Source organism: Sulfitobacter sp. G5_S2_6_S6 (genome assembly GCF_054968505.1).
Genome location: NZ_JBQKUI010000001.1, coordinates 459,076 through 484,880 on the forward strand (window position 1 = coordinate 459,076; position 25,805 = coordinate 484,880).

The window sequence follows — 25,805 nt, forward strand, 5'->3', positions numbered from 1 at the left end:
TTCACCCCGACCTTGCGCGGGCGGGGCCTATCCCGCCGCACGTTCCAACGCGGGGTAGCGCAGCGCCAGCGTGACCCCACGCGAGACAAAGGATACCAGCAGCGAAATCCACAGCCCGTGGTTGCCCAGCCACGGCACCAGCAGCGCGGCACTTGCACAGTAGATCACAAACGACACCGCCATCATGTTGCGCATGTCCCGCGACCGCGTGGCCCCGATAAAGATTCCGTCCAGCATCCATGACGCCCACCCCAGCAGCGGGGCCGCGACCATATAGGGCAAGAACACCCGCGCCTCTTCGCGCACAAGCGGGGCGGTGGTCATGAGGTCGATGATCATACCCCCGCCCCATGCGAAGCCCACGGTCATCAAGGCACAGGCCAGCAGACCCCAGCCGCTGGTCAGCATCGCGCCCCGTCGCAGGACATCACGCTGCTTGCCGCCCATAGCCCGCCCGACCAGCGCCTCGGCCGCAAAGGCGAAACCGTCAAGCGCAAAGGCCGTGATCATCAGGAATTGCAAGAGCACCTGGTTGGCGGCGAGCTTCACGTCCCCCAACCCCGATCCCAGAAACAGGAACGAGACGAACACCGCCTGCAACAAAAGCGACCGCACAAGGATGTCGCCGTTGACCTTCATCATGTTGATCCAGCGCGGCCCGTCGAACACCTGCGCCCAGTCCCGCCATGCGGGCACTCCAAAAGCTGCACGGCAGAACCACAGCCCAAGTGCCGCACCCGACCATTCCGCCAGAAAGGTCGCGATGGCGACGCCCTGGATACCCCAGCCGAGCCCCAGCACGAACCACAGATCCAGCGCGATATTCAGCCCGTTCATCCACAGTTGCACCACCAGCACCGCACGGGTGCGTTCCTGCGCGATCAGCCAGCCGGTGATCGCGTATATCGCAATCGCCGCCGGGGCGGACCAGACGCGGATCCCCATATAGGACCGGGCGAGGTTTTCGACCTCGACGCTGGCAGGAGAGACCTGAAACGCCGCCCAGAACAGCGGTATCTGCAGCATCACCAGCGCAAGGCCCGCCAGCCCGCCGATCAGCAGCCCGCGTGTCAGCAGTGCCGCGACCTCTGCCGCGTCGTTGTTGCCTGCCGCCTGCGCCGTCAGCCCGACGGTGCCCATCCGCAGAAAGCCGAATACCCAGTAGAGCGATGACAGGATGATCGCGCCGATGCCCACGGCTCCGATCGGGGCCGCCAACCCGATCTGCCCGACGACGCCGGTATCCACCGCGCCCAAGATGGGCACGGTGGCGTTGGAGATAACAATCGGGATGGCGATGTTCAGCACGCGGCGGTGGGTCACCACCTCTTTCGCGGATAGTTTGCCTTGGGCGACGGCGCTGACTTCGCCCTTGGGAATCGCGTCAGTCACGGCGTTGGGGCATCAGGAAATGGCCCGTTGCCTGCGCGAAAAGCTTGCTGCGGTTGTCCTGCCATGCCTCGACATGCACCGAGGCATAGCGCCGCCCCGACCGGTTGATCCGCGCGCGCGCATAGGCATCGCGCGGCAGGCCCGAGCGCAGGTAATCGACGGTAAAGTCGATGGTCTTGGGCAATCGTGGCAAATGCGTTGCATCCATCTTGTCGACGGCCAGCGCACCGGATTCAAGATCCTCCCACAGGTATTCCCAGCTAAGCGTGATGATCGACGTGACCTCAAGGAACGAGGCCGTGGCCCCACCGTGCAGCGCCTGCAACAGCGGATTGCCGATCAGCTTTTCGGAAAACGGCAGAACGCCGGTCAGCTCGTCGCCACGGCGGTCGAACTCGATCCCCAGAAAGCTGATGTAGGGCACGCCGTCCACCAGCGCACGCAGCGCCGCATCGCGACGCTTTTTGACGACCTGTACCGCCTCGGGTTTGCTCCGTGTGCTCATCGTTTGCCCTCCACCGTGAAACTGCCGGTGGCGGTGGCGACCGGGCTGCCGTCTTCTTCGTCCTGTGCCGTGGCGCGCACAAAGGCGACATTCCGCGTCACGTGATAACATTCCGCCCGCGCCGTGATCCGTTGACCGGGCACAGCCGCGCGCAGATATTCGATGCGCAAATCAATCGTCGCCGTCCCACCGGGATTGCTGGGGTGGCTCATCACCGCGGCACCGCAGCAGGTATCCATCAACGCCGACACGGCCCCGCCATGCAAGACACCTGTGCGCGGATCGCCGATCAGCCGTTCATCATACGGCATGTCGATCACGGCGACGCCACCATCCAGCTCTTGCAGTTCCATCCCCAGGGCACCGCTGTAAGGCAGCGCCGCGATGAACTGCTTGGCGATGCGAAGTTTGTCTGACATTTTTTACTTCCTTGGCGTTATTCCCCCCATATCAACCGAGCGGCCAAGCAAGAGCAACCCCAGTGTTGCGCTTGGAAAGTGAACCGCATAGTTTCCGAACTTGAGGAGACCAAGATGACAGACAAACGCCTGAACTTTAAAGAAATGTGTGCGGAGTTTGACGTCACGCCGCGCACGTTGCGCTATTACGAGTACATAGAATTGCTCCACCCCGAGCGCGAAGGCCGGTCCCGCAGCTATGGCGCGCGGGAAATCGCCCGCATGAAGCTGATCATGCGGGGACGCAAGTTCGGGTATTCGCTGGAAGGCATCCGCCAGTGGCTGCTGATCTATGAAAACGAAGGCACCGAAGCGCAAATGCGGGCGTGGGTCGTGAGCGCGGACCGCCAGTTGGGAGAGCTGGCAGAACAGCGCAAGCAGTTGGACGAAGCCATCGAAGAGCTGCAGAAATCTCGCGACGATACAGAGGCCGCATTGGCCAAGCGCGACTGATATTTGCGTAGCGCCTTGGGTTTACGGGGCGCTACCACAACTGACAGCCGCTGGCTGGAGGGTGCCGTCGTTGGCAGCATCGAGCTATGGTATGAGAAACCGATGCGATGCGGGCCGGCTTACGCCTGCCGCGCGGCCATCCGACCCATCACATCGGAAAGACGGGTCAGGTCTGCGGCTGTCACAATCAGCTCCGACAGTGAATCAGCGTCGAGGCAGGCAGCAAATTCATACGCCACGTCTTCAACAAGCTTGGCCGCATCCTTGAGCCCCCGCGATGCAGAAGACGCGGAAATCACCGGCCCCTGCGCAAGATCATAGGAATTAAGGGTCGTTGAGGGTTTCGGGGGTTTGTTCTGCGCCACGGCCTGTCCACTTACGGTTGAGAATTCGCCACGACTATGCGTCCGACAGGTGATGCGCACGTCCCGTAAGTGCGCGACATCCGGTCACGCTCCCTGCATTACGAGAGGTTATCCAGCGACGGGTCGATCAGGCCAAAGGCCAGCCCCCGCACCGCCGCGCGAGTCCGGTCGGTCACATCCAGTTTGCCAAACAGACGCCGCATGATCGTATCGACCGTGTGCCGCGACACCCCCATGATCTGCGCGATCGAGGTGTTGCTCTTGCCGCGCGCGATCCAGCGGAGCAATTCCAGCTCGCGCGGGGACAAGCGCCGATTGGGTGCAGCAGGGCCTGCCACAAGCGCGCAGAACCGCATATGGGCAAACTGGCTGGCGACGTGCAGGTCCAGAACCTCTGCATCGCTCGGGCGCGGCCTGTCGTGGTGGAAGCCGATACTGACCAAAGCATTGCGCGCCTGTGGCCCAAAGACCTGACAGACCAGCCCATCGGCAAAGCCGAATTCTCTCGCTCTGTTCAGATAGGCTTTCTGCTTTTCGGTCAAGGTGGTCAGCTGCGGCAGGTCACGCCAGAAAAACGGGGTGATCTGTGAGGCCGCGAAGGGAGGAAACGGATCGTCCAGATACAGGTGCTCTTCGGTATACATCCGGTGAAACTCTGCCGGGATACCGATCGCGACAGCGCCAAAGCTAGAGTCCCCAAGCGATTGCACATCAATACTGTGATAGGTGACCGTGCGAAAATCCTGCGCCTTGGCAAAGCGTTGCACAAGCAGCCATAGCGCCGAAACGCTGCTGACCTCGCGCAGACACTCTGTGAATAGTCGCGGATCCATATCCTCGGACATATCACCCCCCCGGCCGATAAAACTTGCTCCCCCAGACCACTTAGTCGGCGCGAGATACCTATCAATGACCGCCTCGGGAAAATCCTCGCGGGGTTACGCAGATTTACTCAACGTAAAGCAAACGTTTGACGTAGCGTCCAACTTACGTAAGCTTGTTTCTGGGTTATACCGCTCCCAGTTTAGGTGAAGTTGACCGTTCTACAGCAGTGATAGAATAGCGAGTAACTGATATGTCCAACACTACGATGACCATCCGCGAGATGTGCACCGCCTTCGATGTGACCCCGCGCACCTTGCGGTTCTACGAAGCGAAAGAACTGCTTTTCCCCGAACGTCAGGGACAAAAGCGCCTGTTTACCAAACGGGACCGTGCGCGGCTGAAACTGATCCTGCGTGGCAAGCGCTTTGGCTTCAGCCTCGAAGAAATCCGCCAGTTGCTGGACCTGTACCACATGGGCGACCAGCAACAGACCCAATTGGCGCGCACCTATGACATCGCGCGCGAACGTCTGGCCGACCTCGAAGCACAGCGCGAGGATCTGAACAACGCCATCGACGACCTGCAAAACCAGTTGAAATGGGGGGAGAAAATGATCGCCTCCATCAACAGCGCTCGCAACGCGGCAGAATAGGCCCGCAGTCCGGCGCACCCGAACACCTGATACACCGACCTAGATATACTGACCAAACGACGGCCAGATGGCCAAGGGAGAACACCACATGCCGAGCTACACCGCCCCGATCAAGGATATGCAATTCGTCCTGCACGACGTGCTGAACGTCACCGCATCGTCCACCCCCGGCTACGACGAGCTTGAGGCGGATTTCACCTCTGCCATTCTGGAAGAAGCAGGCAAGCTGACCTCCGAAGTCCTCGCTCCGCTGAACGCGGTGGGTGATCAGGAAGGCTGCCGTCTGGAGAACGGCGTCGTCTACACCCCCAAAGGGTTCAAGGACGCCTTTGAAAAGGTCAAGGAAGGCGGCTGGACCGGTCTGGACATGCCAGAGCAATACGGCGGCCAGAACATGCCCTATATCCTCGGCACCGCCGTGGGCGAGATGTTCTCGGCGTCCAACCAGGCGTTCACCATGTATCAGGGCCTGACCCACGGTGCGGCCTCGGCGATCCTCGCCCACGGCTCTGACGCCCAAAAGGATACATATCTGCCCAACATGGTGTCCTGCGAATGGACCGGCACCATGAACCTGACAGAGCCCCACTGCGGCACCGATCTGGGCCTGATGCGCACCAAGGCAGCGCCACAGGAAGACGGCAGCTATAAGATCACCGGCCAGAAGATCTTTATCTCGTCCGGTGAACACGACATGGCCGATAACATCATCCATTTGGTGCTGGCCAAGATCGAAGGCGGCCCCGAAGGCATCAAGGGCGTATCGCTGTTCATCGTGCCCAAGTTCATGGTCAAGGAAGACGGCTCGCTTGGCGAACGCAACGCGGTGTCCGTCGGCTCCATCGAAGAGAAGATGGGCATCCACGGCAACTCTACCTGTGTGATGAACTATGACGGCGCGGTCGGCTACCTGCTGGGTGACGAACACAAAGGCATGCGCGCGATGTTCACCATGATGAACGAAGCCCGCGTGGGCGTCGGCATGCAGGGTCTGGCGCAGGCCGATGTGGCCTATCAGAACGCGCTGGCCTACGCCAAGGACCGCCTGCAAGGCCGTGCCGTCACCGGGACAGAGCACCCCGACAAGCCTGCCGATCCGTTGATCGTCCACCCCGATATCCGTCGCAGCCTGATGGAGCAGAAATCCTTTGTCGAAGGGGCCCGGGCGTTCATCCTCTGGGGAGCCAGCCTGATCGACGCGGCACACCGCGCGGATGACAAGGATGCCGACGGGCTTGTCTCGCTGATGACCCCCGTCATCAAAGGCTTCCTGACCGACATCGGCTATGACATGACGGTCAAGGCGCAGCAGGTCTATGGTGGCCACGGCTATATCGAGGAATGGGGCATGTCCCAGTTCACCCGCGACGCCCGTATCGCCATGATCTACGAAGGGGCCAATGGCGTTCAGGCGCTGGACCTCGTGGGCCGCAAACTGGCGCAGGACGGTGGCAAACACGTCATGGCCTTCTTTGATATGGTCAAGACCTTCATCAAGGAAAACGCAGGCCAGGACGCCGAGTTCGACGCCAGCTTTATGGAGCCGCTGAAGGCTGCCAGCAAAGACCTGCAATCGGCGGGCATGTACTTCATGCAGAACGGCATGAAGAACCCCAACAACGCGCTCTCGGGGTCGAATGACTTCATGCATATGTTCGGGCATGTCTGTCTGGGCCTGATGTGGGCGAAAATGGGTCTGGCCGCGAAGAAAGCGCTGAAAGATGGCACCGGCGACGCGTCCTTCTACGAGACCAAACTGGCAACCGGCCGTTTCTACATGGCCCGTCAACTGCCCGCGACTTCGCTGCATCTCAAGCGGATCGAAACCGGCGCGGATACTGTGATGGCGCTGGACGCGGCAAACTTCTAGGTTGCATCGGGGTGGGGACATCCCCCACCCCGATGCTGACTGAAAGGACGCCCGATGCCCAAACGTTTCCGCCTGACCCGCCGCTTCCCTGTCGCCATGACCGAAGACGGCTACCGCCGCCTGAAGAAATTCGCGGCAGAGGCCGGATTGGATGAAGGCGAAGCGCTGTCGTTTCTCTTCGAGAACTTCAACAGCGTGATCGACGAAGAGAACCTGACCGCGCGACTGCGGCTGTTCAACGCGGAACTGGACGGACGAAAGAGGTAGCACAGCACCACACCCCGAACGCCCTGCCGAACCCGACCCTTCGGGGAGAGTTTAAGGGGCAAAATGAAGCGCAAACACCCTGCCCTGATCCTGCGACCCGCACGACCAAAGCAGGGCTTCACTTTGCACGCGGCTCAGCTCTCCAGCCTGCCGCGCGGGGGTTGAATACGACAGGATGATTAGTAACTGATTAACGCAAACCCGCGCATCTTCATTTTGCCGGATAAACTCCACGGGGGTGTGGGGGTGTGAAACCCCCACGGGACGACGATCGACACACAGGACTTGAGGGAGGGTTCAGATGACCATCAAACTGCATTGCTTCGGCGAAAGCGGAAACGCCTATAAGGCGGCGCTTGCGCTGCAGCTGTCGGGGCTCGACTGGGAGCCGGTGAAAGTTGATTTCTTCGGCGGCGAAACCCGCACGCAGGATTACCGCACGACGATCAATAACATGGGCGAAGCGCCGGTGATGATTGATGGTGACATCCGTCTGACCCAATCCGGCGTGATCCAGGATTATATCTCGGAACAATCCGGCAAATTCGGCGGGGGCAATCCCGAAGAGCGCCGAGAGATCCTGCGGTGGGTGCTGTGGGACAACCACAAGCTCAGCTCGAACGCCGGTATGACGCGTTTTTTGATAAACTTCCTGGCCGAAGACAAGCAGCCCAAAGAAGTCATCGGCTTTATGCAGGGGCGTTTGTCTGCGGCCTATGCCGTGCTGAACGACCATCTGAACGGCCGCGACTGGATTGTCGGCGACGGGATCACCAACGCCGACCTCAGCTGCTGCGGCTATCTGTATTACCCCGAGCCTTTCGGCTTTGTCCGCAAGGACTGGCCCCATATCGACGCGTGGCTCACGCGTCTGAGCGACACACCGGGCTGGAAAGCCCCCTACGACCTGATGCCCGGCAGCCCTGCTGACCGCGCCTGACCCAAAGGGAGACACCACATGACCGAAGCATATATCTACGACGCCCTGCGCACCCCGCGTGGCAAGGGCCGCAAAGACGGCGCCCTGCATGAGCTGACTTCGTTGCGCCTGTCCGCGCTGACGCTCAATGCGATGAAAGAGCGGAACAACCTGGAAGGCCACGCCGTCGAGGACGTGATCTGGGGGAACGTGACCCAGGTGATGGAACAGGGCGGCTGTCTGGCGCGCTCTGCCGTGCTGGCATCCGATCTGGATGAGCGCATCCCCGGCCTTGCCATCAACCGTTTCTGCGCCTCTGGCATGGAAGCTGTGAACCTTGCCGCCAACCAGGTGCGCGGTGGCGCGGGCATGGGCTATATCGCCGGTGGCGTTGAAATGATGGGCCGCGTGGCCATGGGCAGCGACGGCGCAGCGATTGCCGTTGACCCCTCGCTCGCGATGGAGCGGTATTTCGTGCCGCAGGGTATCTCGGCTGACATCATCGCGACCGAATACGGCTTTACCCGTGACGAGGCCGACAAGCTGGCGATGCAGTCGCAGCAGCGTGCCAAGAAAGCCTGGGACGAAGGGCGCTTTGATAAATCCGTGATCGAGATCAAGGACCAGAACGGTCTGTCGATCCTCAGCCATGACGAATACATGCGCCCCCAGACCGACATGCAGTCGCTCGGGTCGCTGAACCCTGCGTTCCAGCAGATGGGCGAGGTCATGCCGGGCTTTGATAAGGTCGCGCTGATGAAGTATCCGCACCTCGAGAAGATCAACCACATCCACCACGCGGGGAACTCCTCGGGCATCGTGGACGGTGCGGCGGCTGTGCTGATCGGGAACAAGGAATTCGGCGAGAAACACGGTCTCAAGCCACGCGCGCGCATCCGTGCAACCGCCAAGATCGGAACCGACCCGACCATCATGCTGACCGGCCCAGTTCCCGTGACCGAAAAGATCCTTGCCGACAATGGCATGAACATCAACGACATCGATCTGTTCGAGGTCAACGAGGCCTTTGCCGCCGTGGTCATGCGCTTCATGCAGGCGTTCGACGTTGATGAAAGCAAGGTCAACGTGAACGGCGGGTCGATCGCCATGGGTCACCCCTTGGGGGCCACCGGCGCGATGATCATCGGCACGCTGCTGGACGAGCTTGAGCGTTCGGACAAGGAAGTCGGGATGGCCACGCTTTGTATCGCATCCGGCATGGGTGCCGCCACCATCATCGAGCGCGTTTGATGGGCGACCAGCCGCATCCTTTCCACGCCGTAGCCGATCTGGCAGCGCGGCGTGGGTTGAGCGACCTTAAGCTCGCAGAAGAACGCGGGGGGCAATATGTGCGCCTGTATCAGGCCACGCCGCCGCTGTTCTTCAAGCATCGCAACGATCCAAGCGACAGCTATGACCGCGAGCGCTTTAAGGACTTCAAACGGATACTGCTAAGCGAGGAAGACTGCGACAAAGGCCCCGAAGCCACCATCGCCTTGATCCGCTCACTGCTTGAAAAATTCGCTGACTATACGCCTCAGCGCTCGTAACACACTCCAAATCAGGGAGAGATTTAAATGACCGATTTCACCATGAAGACAGACGCCGACGGCGTCGCCATCATCACCTGGGACGTGCCCGGAAAATCCATGAACGTCATGTCGATCGAGGGCCTGTCCGAGCTGGACAGCATCATCGACACGGTCCTGTCCGACGACGCCATCAAGGGGGCCGTGATCACCTCTGGCAAGGACGGGTCCTTTGCCGGTGGTATGGACCTGAACCTGCTCGCCAAGATGCGCGAAGACGCAGGGGACGACCCCGCACAGGGGCTGTTTGACGGCACGATGAAAATGCACGCCCTGCTGCGCAAGATCGAACGCGCGGGCATGGACGCCAAGACCAACAAGGGCGGCAAGCCGATTGCCTCTGCCCTGCCCGGCACTGCCGCGGGCATCGGGCTTGAACTGCCGCTGGCCACGCACCGCATCTTTGTCGCAGACAACCCCAAGGCCCGTATCGGTCTGCCCGAGATCATGGTCGGTATCTTCCCCGGCGCGGGCGGCACCACCCGTCTGGCGCGCAAACTCGGCGCGATGGCCGCATCGCCCTTCTTGCTGGAAGGCAAGATGGTTGCCCCTGCTGCCGCGAAATCTGCCGGTCTGATCGACGAAGTTGTCGCTGATCCGGTTGCCGCCGCGAAAGAATGGGTGCTGAATGCCAAGGATGCGGACATTCTGAAACCCTGGGACGCCAAGGGCTACAAGATGCCCGGTGGTGCCCCCTATCACCCTGCGGGCTTCATGACCTTCGTCGGGGCCAATGCGATGGTCAACGGCAAGACCCAAGGTGCCTTCCCTGCGGCCAAGGCCCTGCTGAGCGCCGTTTACGAAGGCTCGCTTGTGCCGTTTGATACCGCGCTGAAGATCGAGGCGCGCTGGTTCACCAACATCCTGCTGAACCCGTCCTCCTCTGCCATGATCCGGTCGCTGTTCCTGAACAAGGAAGCGCTGGAAAAAGGCGCGGTACGTCCCGAAGGTGTTGCCGATCAGCGCGTCAAGAAACTGGGCGTTCTGGGGGCTGGCATGATGGGTGCGGGCATCACGCTTGTCTCCGTGCAAGCCGGGATCGAGGTCGTGTTGATCGACCAGACCCAAGAAGCCGCGGACAAGGGCAAAGCCTACTCCGCCAGCTTCTTTGACAAGGGCATCGCGCGCAAGAAATCCACCGAGGAAAAGAAAGCCGCCGCCCTTAATCTGATCACCGCAACCACCGATCTGGATGCGCTGAAAGGCTGTGACCTGATCATCGAAGCCGTCTTCGAAGACCCTGCCGTCAAGGCCGAGATGACCAAGAAGGTCGAAGCCGTGATCCCCGAGGATTGCATCTTTGCCTCCAACACCTCGACCCTGCCGATCACCGAGCTGGCCAAAGCGTCCAGCCGGGCGGATCAGTTCATCGGCATCCACTTCTTCTCGCCCGTCGAAAAAATGGCACTGGTAGAGATCATCAAGGGTGCCGAGACTGGCGACCGTGCGGTGGCCAAATCGCTCGACTATGTGCGCCAGATCCGCAAGACGCCGATCGTGGTCAATGACGCGCGGTTCTTCTATGCCAACCGCTGCATCATCCCCTATGCCAACGAAGGCGCGCGGATGATCACCGAAGGGGCGGCACCGCAACTCGTCGATCACGCGGCGCAGCTTCTGGGCTTCCCTGTGGGGCCGGTGCAGTTGACCGATGAAACCTCGATCGATCTGGGGGCCAAGATTGCCCGCGCGACCAAGGCGGCCATGGGCAATGCCTATCCTGCCAGCCAAGCGGATGATCTGATCTTCTGGATGGAAGATCTGGGCCGTCTGGGCCGCAAGGCGAACGCGGGCTTCTTTGACTATGATGAAAAGGGCAAGCGTCAGGGCTATTGGAAGGGGATGCACGACAAGTTCCCGCTGGCCGAGGAACAGCCAGACCTGCGCGATGTGCAGGACCGACTGATGTTCGTTCAGGTGCTCGAAGCTGTACGTGCGCTGGAAGAAGGCGTGTTGGAAGATATCCGCGAAGGCGATGTGGGCGCGATCCTTGGATGGGGCTTTGCGCCTTGGTCCGGCGGCCCGTTCAGCTGGCTCGACATCATCGGCACGCCCTATGCCGCGGAACGGTGTGACCAGCTTGAAGCGCAGTTCGGCGAGCGGTTCAAATGCCCTGACCTGCTGCGTGAAATGGCCGAGAAGAACCAGACCTTCTACGGTCGCTTCGGGCCGGACGCCAAAGCCGCCTAAGCCGGCAGCGCCCGATAGAGAAAACGGAAACGGCCAGCAGTTCTTGCTGGCCGTTTTGCTTTGCTGGGTGATGTACCGCCCGCGCGCTCAGCCGTCGAAACTGTAGCCGAAACGCGCGATATCCTCGGCGCAGGTCGTGGCGATCAGGTCGCGGGTTTGGGGGGTGTAATAGTCCCCATAGCCCGCCGCGCGGTCAGACGCATTCGCATGCGGCAACGTCAGATCAAAGCCCAGATGGTCGAACAGCGGCTGCGCGTCCTGCGCGAAATGCTCGATCCGGATGAACAGGTTGCTTTGATCCTCGCCCGCCCCGTCACGCAGATAAGACCCATAGGGAGAGGCCAGAAGGCTGCCCTGCACGGTAGGCGTCTGCACGAAGGCATCAAACGCCAGCGACTTGGCAAGCCCCACGGCGGGATGATCGAACCCTTGCGCGCGCAGCCAATGGTAATAGCTGACCATCCGGTCCCACGGGTTACGCACAAGCGCAAAGGCGAACATCCGGGCAATCTCTTGGCGGGTGACCACGCCTTCGATATCGGCGAGGGTCGCGTGTTTCCAAAGCCGTCCTGCCGACGCCGCCCCTGACAGACGCTTGCGCCGCTTGACCGCCTTGGGCGTGTCGCCCAGCATCAGATCCTCTTTCATCGCCCGCGCCTCAAGCGCCAGCGCAAGGGACGTGCCTCCGGTCTTGGGGATATGCACAAAGATATAATTGCGCCCGCGGCTGATGATCATGACCGCCCCGCCGCATCTGTGATTGGCCGCTTTACGCTCGTGCCCATATCCTGCCTCTGCCCTGCTTTTATCATCCTTCCCAAAACGGGGGATGCTGCGCAATAGTAACCGGGACAAAGCGAAAAAAGACAGGGTGCGCCATGGGCTGGATGACGAACGAAGACGGGTTGGACAAATGCGCCGCGAATTACGTGCCGCTCACTCCGCTGTCGCACCTGAAACGCGCGGCCCATGTCTTTGCCGATATGACGGCGGTGATCTACGGCGCGCATCGGGTGACCTATACGCAGTACCATGCGCGCTGTTCGCAGCTTGCTTCGGCCTTGGCGGCGGCGGGGGTTGAACCGGGTCAGGTTGTGGCGACGATCCTGCCCAATATCCCCGCCCAGGCAGAGGCGCATTTCGGCGTGCCCGCCTGCGGTGCCGTGCTTAACACCATCAACACGCGGCTGGATGTGGATACGGTGGGCTACATCCTCGACCACGGCGAAGCGCGGGTGCTGCTGGTCGATACGCAATTCGTCGATCTGGCAGAGGCGGCTTGTGCAACGCTCGACGGCCCGCCCCCGCTGCTGATCGAAGTGCCTGACCCCGCGGCGGGGTTTCCGGCAACGGGTCGCCACACGACATACGATGATTTCATCGCCACCGGCGACCCTGCGTTCAACTGGATCATGCCGCAGGACGAATGGGAAAGCCTTGCGCTCAACTATACCTCTGGCACGACGGGGCGGCCCAAGGGCGTGGTCTATCACCATCGCGGTGCCTATCTGATGACCATGGGCACGGTGGTTAGCTGGCGTATGGTGATGCGGCCCGTGTTCATGCAGATCGTACCGCTGTTTCACTGCAACGGCTGGAACCATACGTGGATGATGCCCCTTTTGGGGGGCACACTGGTCTGCTGCCGCGACATCACTGCCGCTGCGATCTATGACGCCATCGCCGACGAAGGCGTGACCCATTTTGGCGGTGCCCCCATCGTGCTGAACATGATGGTGAACGCGATGGAAGCCGAACGCCGCGCCTTTGATCATCAGGTGGAGGTCTTTACCGCCGGTGCGCCCCCTGCCCCTGCGACGCTGTCCAAGATCGAAGCTTTGGGGTTCAACGTCACGCAGGTCTACGGGCTGACCGAGACCTACGGCCATGTCACTGAATGTCTGTGGGATCCCGCATGGGACAGCGCCCAAGGGGCCGAGCGCGCCGCGATCAAGGCCCGTCAGGGCGTCGCCATGCCGATGATGGAAGAGATCACCGTCATGGACAGCGAAATGACCCAAGTCCCACTGGACGCTGCCACACAGGGAGAGATCATGATCCGCGGCAATTCGGTGATGAAAGGGTATTTCAAGAACCCCGCCGCCACGCGCGCGGCCTTTGCGGGCGGGTATTTCCATTCGGGCGATCTGGCGGTGCAGCATCCAAACGGACATATGCAGATCGCAGATCGCGCCAAGGACATCATCATCTCGGGCGGCGAGAACATCTCGTCCGTCGAGGTCGAAGGCGTATTGATGGGCCATCCGGATGTGAACCTCGCCGCTGTTGTCGCGCAACCGGACGAGAAATGGGGCGAAGTGCCCTGTGCTTTTGTCGAGCTGAAACCGGGCCGGAGCGGAGACGAAGCCGCCCTGATCGCCTTTGCGCGCGACACGCTTGCGGGTTTCAAAGCACCCAAACGCGTGGTGTTTCAAGAGCTGCCGAAAACCTCGACCGGGAAGATCCAGAAATTCGAACTGCGCGCACAGGCCGCCAGGCTTTAGTGCGGTCTACATCGCGCGCGGTGTGACGACCGGATCGGCGACGATCACCGCCTCTGCCTGCTCTTGCGGGCCGAGCCGTTTTTCATACCGCCAGACGTCGATCTGCAACGGCCCCTCGCCGGTTTCGACCTCGTAGGGGATCGTGCCTGCCTGCACCCAACCGCAGGCCTCATAGAACCGCGCGGCGCGGGTGTTGCCAACCGAACAGGCCAGCCATTTCAGCCCATGCCCCAGTTCTGCTTCGGTCGCCGCCATCATCTGCTGCGCCAGACCGCTGCCCTGAAAGGCATCACTGACGTAGAACTGGTAGATCTCGTCATGGTCCACCATGAAGAACCCCGCGATCTGCCCTTCGACCCAGACCACCTGCGTATGCTTAAGGTGCACCCGCATCCGCATCGTGAACTCTTCGAAACTGCGCAGGGCGGTCAAGGCGGGCGGCACGACATCGGCATGGGCCTGATGCCAACCACGATACCAGATCTCGACAAGTCTGGCGGCATCATCGGGATGTGCGGGCTTGATCTGCATGGGACGCTCCTTTCGAATTCTCCTATGCTGTCTTAAGTCCACCCATTGCTCAACCCGTGTCAGGTGGTAAACTATCCAAAACAGTTAGGCACTATACTTCAGGATATGACAGCCCTTTCCAAATACGCCCGGTTGGAAGCAACCGGACTATGGCGTTCGGCCCCCGATGCCCAACGTCGCGAAGTCATCGTGTCGATCGGCGATGCGACACTGGTGATTTCCGACCTCAAGGATCAGGCGCTGACCCATTGGTCACTGGCGGCTTTGGCGCGGTCAAACCCTGGCACCCGCCCTGCGATTTTCCACCCCGATGGCGACCCCAGTGAAACGCTGGAAATCCCCGACAGCGAGGGAGAGATGATCGACGCCATCGAAACCCTGCGCCGCGTGGTCGAACGCCGTCGCCCCCGCCCGGGGCGGCTGCGCTTTGCCGGGGTGCTGACCTCGGCGCTGGTGGTGGCGGCGGTGGCGCTGTTCTGGCTGCCAGGCGCGCTGCAAGATCACACGCTGCGGGTGGTGCCCAAGGTCAAACGCGCCTCCATCGGGGCGGCGCTGCTGAAAAAGATCGAACGGGTGTCCGGCCCCGCCTGTACCAACGCCCGCGGGCGCACGGCGCTGGCAAAGCTCGGCGCGCGGCTGTCGTCTGATCCGATGGTGGTTCTGCCCGCCATGACCCGCCCCAGCCTGCACCTGCCCGGCGGGCTGATCGTGCTGAACAAGACCCTCTTCGAGGATTACGAGTCCCCCGATATCGCGGGCGGCTATATTCTGGCAGAACAGGCGAAACGCGCCGTCACAGACCCGCTTGAACATATGCTCGCCACCATCGGCATCCGCGAAAACTTCCGCCTACTGACCACCGGCGATGTGTCGGATGCGGCCCTCACACGCTACGCCGAACATCTGATGGCCGAACCCGCGCCGGAACCGCCCGTTGACGCCCTGCTTGCCCGTTTCGAAAAACAGCGCCTGCACAGCACCCCTTACGCGCAAGCCCGCGACATCACCGGAGAGACGGTGCTGCCCCTGATCGAAGGCGATCCGATGAACGGCAAGGAGACCGACCCTCTGCTGAACGATGCCGACTGGCTACGGCTGCAAAATATCTGTGGCGGCTAAGGCAGAGATACACACTCCGACCTTCAACGCAAAAGGCCAGCCGGATCGCCCCGACTGGCCTTTTATCTGTACTGTCGTGCGGATGCGTCAGCGGATGTAGGCATCGCCGTAACCGGCACCGCGCAACTTACCCAAAGCCGCTGGGGCCGCGGACGCGCCAAAGGGCCCCGCCTGCACCGACAGATAGGTCTTGCCGCCGCGGGTGGACTTACCGATGCGCGCGCCCATCCCCATCCGCGCGATACGCTGTGCCGCACGCTGCGCGTTTGCGCTGTCCCCATAGACGCCGATCTGCACATAGGTCTTGCCTGCGGCACGCGGGGTCGCTGGGGCTGTGGCGACTGGCTTGGGGGTCGAACGGCTGGAGTAGACCGGCTTGCGCGCGGCAGGCGCTGCGTTCTTGTTGCGGACGATACGTTTGACCAGTTGGCCGTTGCGCTTGGCAAAGCTCACCTCGCCCAACTCGCGGCGCTGCTGCTCGACCGAGGTATAGGGGTAGACCAGTGGCAAACGCGCGGTCATGTCCCGCCCTGTGCTTTGGTTGACCAGACGGCGCGGCACGGTGTTGGTCCAGATCAACAACATCTTGGACCGCCCCTCAAGGTTCTGTTCGGCCCGCTTGGGGTTCAGACGGTCGTCTTCCCACACGGGGCGATATCCTTTGGGCACCGAGACGTTGGCATAGGTGTTCTGGCGGTTGATCGCGACATGTTTCGGCACGATACGCGTATGCGCATGCGCCGCTGCGGGTCTCGCCGTGGTTGTGACGCTGCCTGTGGCTGCCCCATAGGACGGCGCAGACGCCACGGCCCCGACCTGCGCGGTGGAGGGCAGGATCGGCGCGGTTTGCGGGCCGCAACGCACGGCGAGCCCCTTGGTCCGCGACCCGGAGTATTGCTGGCTGATGGCAGAGCGTCCGGCACAGGTGGTCGGCACCTGCGCCACCGCCACCGGCGCTTGCGCGCGCGGTGCGGCCGGCACGTCGACCGAGCGTGGCACCGGCTGGCGCACCGGCTTGGGTGCTTTCTGGCGTACAACAACCGGCTTGGCCTTGCGCTGTGGCAGAGGGCGTGCCGCAACCGTGGGCTGTTTGGCCGCGGCGGGCGCGTTGTTCACGGTGATCTGCACCGGCGCATCAGCACCACCGGCAGGCGCGCTGGCCGCTGTCTGCACATTGGTCGGCTTGAAGCCGCAGACACCCTGACGCTTGCGCGACACGCGCGGCACCCAGGTCACATTGCCGTCGATACCGGCCCGAATAAACACACAGCCTTTGCTGTCAACATATTGCTTGCCCTTATACGAGGCCGATGGGAATTCCGCCGGTTGATCGCGAAAGCTCTGCGCTTGGGAAATACCTGCCCCAAACGTCGTCATCAATGCCGCAACTGCCACAATACTAGTAAATTTCATCTGCGCCCCCACACAATGTAGTAAATAAACCATGCGCGATCCCGGTTTCAGAGTAAAGCACCCTGATCACCGGATCGCCCATTTTGCGCCTTACTTGGTCCCGAACATCCGGTCACCGGCGTCACCAAGCCCGGGAATGATATACCCCTGCTCGTTCAGCTTCTCGTCGACCGCCGCGGTGACGATCGGCACATCGGGATGCGCCTCTTTCATGCGGGCCACGCCTTCGGGGGCCGCCAGCAGACACAGGAAGCGGATATTGGTCGCACCGGCTTTCTTCAGCATGTCGATCGCAGCCACGGATGAATTACCAGTGGCGAGCATCGGGTCCACGGCGATCACCAGACGGTCGTCCATACCCTCGGGCACCTTGAAATAGTATTCCACCGGCTGCAACGTTTCCTCGTCACGATACAGGCCAACAAAGCCCACCCGTGCCGACGGGATCAGCTCAAGCACGCCATCCATCAACCCGTTGCCCGCCCGCAGGATAGAAATCAGCGCCAGCTTCTTGCCGTCCAGCGTAGGAGCGTCCATCGGCTGCATCGGCGTGTCGATCCGCTTGGTCGTCATCGGCAGGCCGCGGGTCACCTCATAGGCCAGAAGCTGGCTGATCTCGCGCAGCAACTGACGGAACGCCGCGGTCGATGTGGATTTATCCCGCATGATTGTCAGCTTGTGCTGCACCAGCGGATGATTAACGACGGTCAGGTGTTCAACGATATCGGACATCGGGGCGCTCTCCATATTACTTGGCTGAACTCATGCCCCGAAAAGCCGTGCCCCGCAACCATCGCATCTTCGCCAGCTTCATTTTGCCAGTCAAACTCCGGGGGGATCGCGGCCCTGCCACGATGGGGGCTGGCCCCCACCCGACCGATACGCCGCCGAACAGAGTTTAGTCGGGCACCGCAACCCCAAGATGCCGCGCCACCAGCCCAGCGACATCGCGAAAACCGATCTGCCCCAAGCGGCCCGCACCCTGCCCCGCCACCAGAACCGGGGCCCGTTCGCGGGTGTGGTCGGTGCCCACCCATGTCGGGTCGTTCCCGTGATCTGCAGTCAGCACCAGCAGATCCCCGTCCCGCAGTTGCCCCAGCAGCTTACCAATCTCGGCATCAAACCACTCAAGCGCACGGGCATAGCCCGACACATCGCGCCGGTGCCCATAAAGACTGTCAAACTCCACAAAATTCGCAAACGTCAGACTGCCGTCCTCGGCGCTTTCAACCAGATCGCCAAGATGGCCCATCAATGTCTCGTCCGACCCTTTGCGCACCTCGTCAAAACCGGTCATCGAAAAAATGTCACCGATCTTTCCAACGGCATAAACACGGGCACCACTGTCCTGCACCCAGTTGCTCAGCACCGGCGCGGGTGGCTTGATCGCGAAATCACGACGGTTGGTGGTGCGGGTAAAGCCGTTTTGCGCATCACCGATGAAGGGACGCGCGATCACCCGCCCGACTTTCATCTCATGCGCGATCGGGGCCATGTTTTCGCATAGGTCCAACAGCCGTTGCAGGCCGAAACTCTCTTCATGCGCGGCGATCTGCAACACGCTGTCAGCCGAGGTATAGCAGATCGGGAAACCGGTCTTGATATGCTGCGCGCCGAACTCCTCGATAATGGCGGTGCCGGGGGCGTGGCAATTCCCCAAAATCTCGTCCGTGCCGGCAAAGGCCGCAAGCTGCGCAACAAGCGCGGGCGGAAAGGACTTCGACACATCGGGAAAGTAATGCCACTCCCACGGGACCGGCAAACCGGCCAATTCCCAATGACCCGAGGGCGTATCCTTGCCGCGCGAAATTTCTGTCGCCGCGCCCCATGTGCCGCTGACGGTGGCATCAAGGCTAGCGATATGCAGCCCGCTGGCCAGTTCAATCGCGGGGCCAAGCCCCAGCGACGCCATATGCGGCACGTTCAAAGGGCCGCTGCGCCCGTCTTCTGCACGGCCTTCGGCACAGGCCTGCGCGATATGACCAAGGGTATTCGCGCCGGTGTCCGGCACACGCCCGTTAAAGAAGGTGTCCGCATCAGGGGCACCGCCGATACCGACTGAATCCATCACAACCAGAAAAGCACGCGCCATCAGCCGACCCTCTCTACAATCAAATCCGGCACGGCGACCGGCTTCGGGCCGATGGTAATCGCACCGCGCACCGCCTTTGCGGCCCGCTCTGCGTCACCGGCGCGGGCGGCATGGACCACCGCCAGTGGCCCCTTAGACGATACTTTCGCGCCCAGGCGGACGACATCCGAAATCCCCACGGCCGGGTTGATCTGGTCCGTCTCGACCGCGCGCCCGCCGCCCAAAGCGACGACCGCAAGGCCCAAGGCCTCCCCATCAATCGCGGTCACATATCCGGTTTTCGGTGCGGGGACCTCTCCGATGATCGTCGCCTCGGGCAGGAACCGCGTCCAGTTTTCGACAAACTTCGCAGGCCCGCCCATGGCCGCGATCATCACGCCAAAGCGTTCTGCCGCGCGGCCCGACCGTATTGCCTGCACGATCATATCCGCCCCGACCTGCACATCGCCCGCCAGCCCTGCATTGGCCAGCAACACCCCCCCAAGAGCCGCACAGACCGAGACAATCGGCCCCTTGTTGTGCCCCGTCAGCACGCGCATCACCTCGGCCACTTCCAGCGCGTTCCCAAGGCTCGGCACCAGGGGCTGGCTCATATCGCTGATAACCGCCGTCGTCCGGCATCCACTCGCATTCGCAGTCTTGGTCAACGCCGTCGCCAGCGCCTGCGCCTGCGCCAGATCTTTCATGAAGGCACCGCTGCCGACCTTGACGTCCAAGACCAGACCATCCAGCCCCGCCGCCAGCTTCTTCGACAGGATCGACGCGGTGATCAGATCAAGGCTGTCCACGGTCGAAGACACATCGCGCACCGCATAAAGCCGCTTGTCCGCGGGGGCGATACCGTCGGTCGCACTGACAATCGCACAGCCTGCCTTCGCCACCACGGCGCGAAACTGCGCCTCGTCCAATGTGGTATTCACACCCGGAATGGCCTCAAGCTTGTCCAGCGTCCCGCCGGTATGCCCCAGCCCACGCCCCGAGATCATCGGCACATAGGCCCCGCAGGCGGCCAAAGCAGGGGCCAGCACAAGGCTGACGCAATCGCCCACACCGCCCGTCGAATGTTTATCCAGCACCGGCCCGTTCAGATCCCAATCGAACACCCGCCCGCTGTCGCGCATGGCGAGCGTCAGGGCCACGCGGCCCACATCGCTCAGCCCGACCTGACAGACCCCCATCGCAAAGGCCCCCGCCTGCGCATCACTGACCCGCCCGTCGGCAAGGGCCATCGCGAACCAGACAAGCTCTTCTCGGTTCAGCGACCGCCGGTGCCGCAGTTTGGACAGGATCGCGCGGGCATCCATGGCTTAGCCCTCCATATGCGCGCGGCCAAAGGCACCGGGCAACAGCTCGGCCATGGTCATCACCTCTTCAACGCCCGACAGGGTCGCCATCGTCACCCGCGCGTCCCCCTGACCGAATTCCGCCAGTTTCTGACGGCAGCCGCCACAGGGCGTGACGGGCGTGGGGCTGCCCGCAATCACATAAGCCTCTACAAAAGCCGTCTCGCCCGCCGCGATCATGGCGGCGATGGCACCGGCCTCGGCACAGGTGCCTTCCGGGTAGGCGACGTTTTCCACGTTGCAGCCTACAAACACCGCACCCGAGGCCGTACGCAACGCGGCCCCCACCTTGAAGTTGGAATAGGGCGCATAGGCATTTTCCTGCACGGCGATGGCGTGCTGTCGCAAATCACTGGTCATAATTCCCCCAAGTTTCACAAAACTATAAAAACCTTTCGCCAAAGTTGCGATGCCAAAAGCGGAAAAATGCCATGCTTCATTTTGCCAGACAAACTCCGGGGGAATCGTGGCCTGCCACGATGGGGGCTGGCCCCCTTCCCGCCCCACAATCTGCGCCGCATGGGCGGTGACACGCCCCGCTCCAAAAGTCGTGTTGGCGCGGCTGGCAAAATAGTTTAACGCTAAACTACTCTCTTAAAGGACCGCCAAAACATGACCGATGCGCCCAATCTGCGCCAAGCCGCACTTGACTATCACGCTTTCCCCAAGCCCGGAAAACTCGAAGTGCGCGCGACCAAACCACTGGCGAACGGCCGCGATCTGGCGCGCGCCTATTCCCCCGGCGTGGCCGAAGCCTGCCTTGAGATCAAGGCCGACCCGACCACAGCCGCGCATTACACAACCCGCGCGAACCTTGTGGGTGTGGTGACCAATGGCACGGCGGTTCTGGGGCTTGGCAACATCGGCGCGCTGGCCTCCAAACCGGTGATGGAGGGCAAGGCCGTCCTTTTCAAGAAATTCGCCAATATCGATTGCTTCGACATCGAGCTGGACCAGAACGACCCCGAAAAGCTTGCTGAACTGGTGTGCGCGCTAGAGCCGACCTTCGGCGCGATCAACCTCGAAGACATCAAGGCCCCCGATTGCTTTACCGTCGAACGCATCTGCCGCGAGCGGATGAACATTCCGGTTTTCCACGACGACCAGCACGGCACCGCGATTGTCGTTGGGGCCGCCGTGAAAAACGCGCTTTTCGTGGCGGGCAAGAAGTTCGAGGACATCAAGATCGTCTCCACAGGCGGCGGCGCGGCGGGCATCGCTTGTCTGAACATGCTGCTGAAACTCGGTGTGAAGCGCGAGAACGTCTGGCTTTGTGATATTCACGGTCTGGTCTACGAGGGCCGCGAGATCGACATGAACCCGATCAAATCGGAATACGCGCAGAAATCCGACCTGCGTGATCTGGCCGATGTGATCCATGATGCCGATCTGTTCCTCGGGCTCTCTGGTCCCGGTGTCCTGAGCCCCGAAATGGTGCAGAAAATGGCGCCGCAGCCGATCATTTTTGCGCTGGCCAACCCCACGCCGGAAATCATGCCCGATCTGGCCCGTGCGGTGGCACCTGATGCGATTATCGCAACGGGCCGGTCGGATTTTCCCAATCAGGTCAACAACGTATTGTGCTTCCCCTTTATCTTCCGCGGTGCGCTGGATGTGGGGGCAACCACGATCAATGACGAGATGAAGATCGCCTGTATCGACGGGATCGCCGCACTTGCCCGTGCCACCACCTCGGCCGAGGCTGCCGCCGCCTATCAGGGCGAACAGCTGACCTTTGGCCCCGACTACCTGATCCCCAAACCCTTTGACCCGCGCCTGATCGGTGTCGTCTCTACCGCCGTCGCGAAAGCCGCGATGGACACCGGCGTCGCCACCCGCCCGATCGAGGATCTGGCCGCCTATCGCCACAAGCTGGACAGCTCGGTCTTCAAATCGTCCATGCTGATGCGCCCCGTGTTCGAGGCCGCGCGCGTGGCCCCGCGCCGGATCGTCTTTGCCGAAGGCGAAGACGAACGCGTGCTGCGCGCCGCCCAAGCCATGGTGGAGGAAACCAAGGAACGCCCGATCCTGATCGGCCGCCCCGAGGTGATCGAACGGCGCATCGAAAAGGCTGGTCTGACAATCAAGCTGGGCGAGACAGTGGATCTGGTGAACCCAGAAAACGACCCGCGCTACCGCGACTATTGGGAGACCTATCACAACCTGATGGCCCGCCGCGGCGTGTCACCTGATATCGCGCGCGCCATCATGCGCACCAATACCACCGCCATCGGCGCGGTGATGGTGCACCGCGAAGAGGCCGACAGCCTGATCTGCGGCACCTTCGGGGAATTCCGCTGGCATATGAATTATATCGAACAGGTTCTCGGTCGCGACGGGCGGCGCCCCCATGGGGCCCTGTCGCTGATGATCCTGGAAGATGGGCCCTTGTTTATCGCGGATACGCAGGTGCATCTGCACCCCACCCCCGAACAGATCGCCGAAATCGCCATCGGCGCTGCACGTCACGTGCAGCGTTTCGGCATCGAACCCAAGATCGCCCTGTGTTCGCAAAGCCAGTTCGGCAATCAGGGCGAAGGGTCGGGCAAACGTCTGCGCGCGGCGCTACGGCTGCTGGATGCGGGCAACCACGATTTCTGCTATGAGGGCGAGATGAACATCGATGCCGCCCTCGACCCCGAGCTGCGCAGCCGTCTGCTGCCCTCGAACCGGATGGAAGGTCCTGCGAATGTTCTTGTCTTTGCCCATGCAGATGCGGCATCGGGCGTGCGCAATATTCTGAAGATGAAGGGGGGCGGGCTTGAGGTTGGGCCGATCCTGATGGGGATGGGCAACCGTGCTCATATCGTCTCTCCGTCTATCACCGCGCGCGGGCTGCTGAACGTCGGTGCGATCGCCGGTACGCCGGTCGCCGAATACGGCTGACACCCCGGGTGAAAACGCCGCCCTTATGCGGGGCGGCGCATGGACCGGAACCGGCCGGAATTACTTGGCCGGTTTGGTGCCCTTGGCCGCAAAGGGTGCCTTGATGTCAGACACGCTGCTTGGCATCGGCTTGGCAGGCCGTGCGTCTGCTTTGGCCTTTTTCTTCTTGTTGGCGAGCTTATCACCCATTGTTCTGAACCTTTGTTCAAAGACGAAGGGCGGCGACATGCCGTCCCTATCCGTGATGCTGCGCCCCTTTGCGCGATTGATCTGATCCAAATTCGACGCGGTGGGTCATATTCGACATGCGCTGCGCGAAAATCTGTGCGCTACCGGACACCGGCCGAAACGCGCTTGTAAATTTTGACACCGCGCGCGGGGGAGCGGCTGTAAACTTTGTTGCCGGATGGCCGCGATATAGGCGCAAGCTCTTGCTCTTTCCCGCGGCCGTGGCCTACCAAATGGTATTCGCGTTCACGGGAGGGAACCGCATATGGGATATCACGACATTTACAAAAGCTGTCAGGACAACCCTGAAGCCTACTGGCTAGAGCAGTCCAAAGCCATCGATTGGGAGGAAGCGCCCCGTCAGGCGTTGTTCGACAAGGGCAATGATCTGTACGAATGGTTCGCCGACGCCAAAGTAAATGCGTGCTATAATGCCGTTGATCGCCATGTGGAAAACGGCCGTGCCGATCAGGTGGCGATTATCCATGACAGCCCGATCACCGACACCCAGACCAAGATCACCTTTGCCGAGCTGCAAACCCGCGTCGCCGCTGTCGCCGGTGCGCTACAGGCCAATGGCGTGGGCAAAGGCGACCGCGTGATCATCTATATGCCGATGGTTCCCGAAGCGCTTGAGGCGATGCTCGCCTGCGCACGGATCGGGGCGGTGCACTCGGTCGTGTTCGGCGGCTTTGCCTCGAACGAACTGGCCGTGCGGATCAACGACTGCACCCCCAAAGCGATCATCGCCGCATCCTGCGGGTTGGAACCGGCACGCGTCGTGGCCTATAAGCCGCTGCTTGACGGGGCCATTGAACAGGCCGACCACAAACCCGACTTCTGCCTGATCCTGCAACGCGAACAGGCCCCCTGCGATCTGACACCGGGGCGCGATCTGGATTGGCACGCGGCGCAAAAAGGCACCACCCCCGCGCCCTGCGTCGCGGTGGAGGGCAACCACCCTGCCTACATTCTTTACACCTCGGGGACGACCGGCGCGCCCAAGGGCGTGGTGCGCCAAACCGCGGGGCATCTGGTGGCGCTGAACTGGACGATGAAGAACATCTACAATGTCGATCCGGGCGATGTCTTCTGGGCCGCCTCCGATGTGGGCTGGGTCGTGGGGCACAGCTACATTTGCTATGGCCCGCTGGTGCATGGCAACACCACCGTTGTGTTCGAAGGCAAGCCCGTGGGCACACCCGATGCGGGCACCTTCTGGCGCGTCATTTCCGAACACAATGTCCGCAGCTTCTTTACCGCCCCCACCGCGATCCGCGCCGTCAAACGCGAAGATCCCAAGGGCGAGGAGATTGGCAAATACGACATTTCCTGCCTGCGCGCGCTGTATCTGGCGGGCGAGCGCGCCGACCCAGACACCGTGATCTGGGCGCAGGAAAAGCTGGGCATACCCGTCTATGACCATTGGTGGCAGACCGAAACCGGCTATACCATCGTCGGCAACCCCGCCGGACTAGAGGCGCTGCCGGTCAAAGTCGGCTCCCCCACGGTGCCGATGCCGGGCTATGACGTGCAAATCCTGAACGAGGCGGGCGAGCCGCAACCCGCTGGCACTTTGGGGTCTATCGCGATCAAGCTGCCCCTGCCCCCCGGCACGCTGCCCACCCTGTGGAATGCCGAAGATCGCTTCCGCAAAAGTTACCTCACGACCTATCCCGGATACTACGAAACGGGCGATGCGGGCAGGATCGACGAGGATGGATATCTTTATATCATGGCGCGCACCGATGACGTGATCAACGTCGCCGGTCACCGCTTGTCCACCGGCGCGATGGAAGAGGTTCTGGCCGGCCACCCCGATGTGGCTGAATGTGCCGTGATCGGCGTCAGCGATCCGCTGAAGGGCCAAGCCCCGATGGGGTTTGTGTGCCTGTCCAAAGGGGTCGACCGCCCCCATGCCGAGATTGCAGCCGAATGCCAGCAACGGGTGCGTGACCAGATCGGGCCAGTGGCAGCCTATAAGATGACGCTGGTGGTGGATCGCTTGCCCAAGACGCGTTCAGGCAAGATCCTGCGGGCAACGATGGTCAAACTGGCGGATGCAGAGCCGTTCAAACTGCCCGCCACGATCGACGATCCGGCCATTCTGGACGAGATCAAGTCGGCGCTGCAAACCATCGGCTACGCCAAGGACACCTGATAGATCCGGCACCCCAGAACGCGAAAAAGGCGGCTGTAACAGC

25 protein-coding genes are annotated in these 25,805 nt (G+C 61.8%); 12 read left to right on the forward strand and 13 right to left on the reverse strand.

Features of this window, described 5'->3' with window-relative positions:
• Positions 1-27 precede the first annotated feature (27 nt).
• The 3 genes from ACTRWK_RS02150 to ACTRWK_RS02160 are packed head-to-tail and all read right to left on the reverse strand — an operon-like array spanning position 28 to position 2,316.
• Entirely contained in the window at positions 28-1,392 is a 1,365-nt protein-coding gene (locus ACTRWK_RS02150; protein WP_037944718.1) for an MATE family efflux transporter, read from the reverse strand.
• Positions 1,385-1,897: a PaaI family thioesterase gene (locus tag ACTRWK_RS02155; RefSeq protein ID WP_037944719.1), complete on the reverse strand. Its 513-nt coding sequence runs from the start codon at positions 1,895-1,897 to the stop codon at positions 1,385-1,387. Before ACTRWK_RS02155 ends, ACTRWK_RS02150 begins: the two co-directional genes overlap by 8 nt.
• Positions 1,894-2,316 (reverse strand): PaaI family thioesterase, encoded by a 423-nt coding sequence (locus tag ACTRWK_RS02160; RefSeq protein ID WP_005849458.1) that lies wholly within the window; start codon positions 2,314-2,316, stop codon positions 1,894-1,896. Before ACTRWK_RS02160 ends, ACTRWK_RS02155 begins: the two co-directional genes overlap by 4 nt.
• Before the next feature lie 114 nt (positions 2,317-2,430).
• Here ACTRWK_RS02160 and ACTRWK_RS02165 point away from each other — a divergent pair, with 114 nt between their 5' ends.
• Positions 2,431-2,808 carry a MerR family transcriptional regulator gene (locus ACTRWK_RS02165; protein WP_005849459.1) on the forward strand — a complete coding sequence of 126 codons (378 nt, stop codon included), beginning with the start codon at positions 2,431-2,433 and terminating at the stop codon, positions 2,806-2,808.
• Positions 2,809-2,927: 119 nt separating this feature from the next.
• On the opposite strand, the gene ACTRWK_RS02170 is transcribed toward ACTRWK_RS02165, so the two are convergent.
• Positions 2,928-3,173, reverse strand: coding sequence for a hypothetical protein (locus ACTRWK_RS02170; RefSeq protein ID WP_184581601.1), 246 nt, complete (start codon positions 3,171-3,173; stop codon positions 2,928-2,930).
• Between the two features lie 98 nt (positions 3,174-3,271).
• Entirely contained in the window at positions 3,272-4,018 is a 747-nt protein-coding gene (locus ACTRWK_RS02175; RefSeq protein ID WP_037944721.1) for a helix-turn-helix transcriptional regulator, read from the reverse strand.
• A 230-nt stretch (positions 4,019-4,248) separates the two neighbouring features.
• Between ACTRWK_RS02175 and ACTRWK_RS02180 the strand changes: the two genes are divergently transcribed.
• The 7 genes from ACTRWK_RS02180 (at position 4,249) to ACTRWK_RS02210 (ending at position 11,485) form a co-directional block, all read left to right on the forward strand.
• Positions 4,249-4,650 (forward strand): MerR family transcriptional regulator, encoded by a 402-nt coding sequence (locus ACTRWK_RS02180; protein WP_037944722.1) that lies wholly within the window; start codon positions 4,249-4,251, stop codon positions 4,648-4,650.
• Positions 4,651-4,738: 88 nt separating this feature from the next.
• The gene (locus tag ACTRWK_RS02185) at positions 4,739-6,520 is read left to right on the forward strand and encodes an acyl-CoA dehydrogenase C-terminal domain-containing protein (protein WP_037944724.1); all 1,782 of its coding nucleotides are present in this window, start codon (positions 4,739-4,741) and stop codon (positions 6,518-6,520) included.
• Positions 6,521-6,574: 54 nt separating this feature from the next.
• Positions 6,575-6,787, forward strand: a complete 213-nt coding sequence (locus tag ACTRWK_RS02190) for a hypothetical protein (protein WP_005849464.1) — start codon at positions 6,575-6,577, stop codon at positions 6,785-6,787.
• 301 nt (positions 6,788-7,088) lie between these two features.
• Positions 7,089-7,727 (forward strand): glutathione S-transferase family protein, encoded by a 639-nt coding sequence (locus ACTRWK_RS02195; protein ID WP_289081186.1) that lies wholly within the window; start codon positions 7,089-7,091, stop codon positions 7,725-7,727.
• An 18-nt stretch (positions 7,728-7,745) separates the two neighbouring features.
• Positions 7,746-8,957 carry an acetyl-CoA C-acetyltransferase gene (locus tag ACTRWK_RS02200; protein ID WP_132997737.1) on the forward strand — a complete coding sequence of 404 codons (1,212 nt, stop codon included), beginning with the start codon at positions 7,746-7,748 and terminating at the stop codon, positions 8,955-8,957.
• Positions 8,957-9,256, forward strand: coding sequence for an acetyl-CoA acetyltransferase (locus tag ACTRWK_RS02205; RefSeq protein WP_289081185.1), 300 nt, complete (start codon positions 8,957-8,959; stop codon positions 9,254-9,256). Before ACTRWK_RS02200 ends, ACTRWK_RS02205 begins: the two co-directional genes overlap by 1 nt.
• 27 nt (positions 9,257-9,283) lie before the next feature.
• Complete coding sequence (locus tag ACTRWK_RS02210) at positions 9,284-11,485, forward strand: 3-hydroxyacyl-CoA dehydrogenase NAD-binding domain-containing protein (protein WP_037944728.1); 2,202 nt, start codon at positions 9,284-9,286, stop codon at positions 11,483-11,485.
• 87 nt (positions 11,486-11,572) lie between these two features.
• Here ACTRWK_RS02210 and ACTRWK_RS02215 read toward each other — a convergent pair whose 3' ends face one another.
• On the reverse strand, positions 11,573-12,223 hold the full coding sequence (locus ACTRWK_RS02215) for a sulfotransferase family 2 domain-containing protein (protein ID WP_462843777.1): 651 nt from the start codon (positions 12,221-12,223) through the stop codon (positions 11,573-11,575).
• Positions 12,224-12,363: 140 nt separating this feature from the next.
• Here ACTRWK_RS02215 and ACTRWK_RS02220 point away from each other — a divergent pair, with 140 nt between their 5' ends.
• Positions 12,364-13,989: an AMP-binding protein gene (locus tag ACTRWK_RS02220; RefSeq protein ID WP_462843778.1), complete on the forward strand. Its 1,626-nt coding sequence runs from the start codon at positions 12,364-12,366 to the stop codon at positions 13,987-13,989.
• Positions 13,990-13,995: 6 nt separating this feature from the next.
• Here the strand turns inward: ACTRWK_RS02220 and ACTRWK_RS02225 are convergent, their stop codons facing one another.
• Positions 13,996-14,520, reverse strand: a complete 525-nt coding sequence (locus ACTRWK_RS02225) for a GNAT family N-acetyltransferase (RefSeq protein ID WP_184581588.1) — start codon at positions 14,518-14,520, stop codon at positions 13,996-13,998.
• Positions 14,521-14,625: 105 nt separating this feature from the next.
• Here ACTRWK_RS02225 and ACTRWK_RS02230 point away from each other — a divergent pair, with 105 nt between their 5' ends.
• Positions 14,626-15,639: a hypothetical protein gene (locus tag ACTRWK_RS02230; protein WP_037966171.1), complete on the forward strand. Its 1,014-nt coding sequence runs from the start codon at positions 14,626-14,628 to the stop codon at positions 15,637-15,639.
• Positions 15,640-15,726: 87 nt separating this feature from the next.
• On the opposite strand, the gene ACTRWK_RS02235 is transcribed toward ACTRWK_RS02230, so the two are convergent.
• The 5 genes from ACTRWK_RS02235 to ACTRWK_RS02255 form a co-directional block, all read right to left on the reverse strand.
• Positions 15,727-17,052: an SPOR domain-containing protein gene (locus ACTRWK_RS02235; RefSeq protein WP_340269481.1), complete on the reverse strand. Its 1,326-nt coding sequence runs from the start codon at positions 17,050-17,052 to the stop codon at positions 15,727-15,729.
• 90 nt (positions 17,053-17,142) lie between these two features.
• Positions 17,143-17,784, reverse strand: coding sequence for a uracil phosphoribosyltransferase (gene upp / locus ACTRWK_RS02240; protein WP_005849474.1), 642 nt, complete (start codon positions 17,782-17,784; stop codon positions 17,143-17,145).
• 166 nt (positions 17,785-17,950) lie between these two features.
• Complete coding sequence (locus ACTRWK_RS02245; protein ID WP_462843779.1) at positions 17,951-19,144, reverse strand: phosphopentomutase; 1,194 nt, start codon at positions 19,142-19,144, stop codon at positions 17,951-17,953.
• Positions 19,144-20,448 carry a thymidine phosphorylase gene (locus tag ACTRWK_RS02250; protein ID WP_462843780.1) on the reverse strand — a complete coding sequence of 435 codons (1,305 nt, stop codon included), beginning with the start codon at positions 20,446-20,448 and terminating at the stop codon, positions 19,144-19,146. The genes ACTRWK_RS02245 and ACTRWK_RS02250 overlap by 1 nt, the downstream gene beginning before the upstream one ends.
• A 3-nt stretch (positions 20,449-20,451) precedes the next feature.
• Positions 20,452-20,847: a cytidine deaminase gene (locus ACTRWK_RS02255; protein ID WP_132997742.1), complete on the reverse strand. Its 396-nt coding sequence runs from the start codon at positions 20,845-20,847 to the stop codon at positions 20,452-20,454.
• A 252-nt stretch (positions 20,848-21,099) separates the two neighbouring features.
• Here ACTRWK_RS02255 and ACTRWK_RS02260 point away from each other — a divergent pair, with 252 nt between their 5' ends.
• Complete coding sequence (locus ACTRWK_RS02260) at positions 21,100-23,373, forward strand: NADP-dependent malic enzyme (RefSeq protein ID WP_289081179.1); 2,274 nt, start codon at positions 21,100-21,102, stop codon at positions 23,371-23,373.
• Between the two features lie 60 nt (positions 23,374-23,433).
• Here ACTRWK_RS02260 and ACTRWK_RS02265 read toward each other — a convergent pair whose 3' ends face one another.
• On the reverse strand, positions 23,434-23,562 hold the full coding sequence (locus tag ACTRWK_RS02265; protein WP_005849481.1) for a hypothetical protein: 129 nt from the start codon (positions 23,560-23,562) through the stop codon (positions 23,434-23,436).
• A gap of 304 nt (positions 23,563-23,866) precedes the next feature.
• On the opposite strand from ACTRWK_RS02265, the gene ACTRWK_RS02270 reads away from it, so the two are divergent.
• Positions 23,867-25,762 carry a propionyl-CoA synthetase gene (locus ACTRWK_RS02270; protein WP_289081178.1) on the forward strand — a complete coding sequence of 632 codons (1,896 nt, stop codon included), beginning with the start codon at positions 23,867-23,869 and terminating at the stop codon, positions 25,760-25,762.
• Positions 25,763-25,805: the final 43 nt, after the last annotated feature.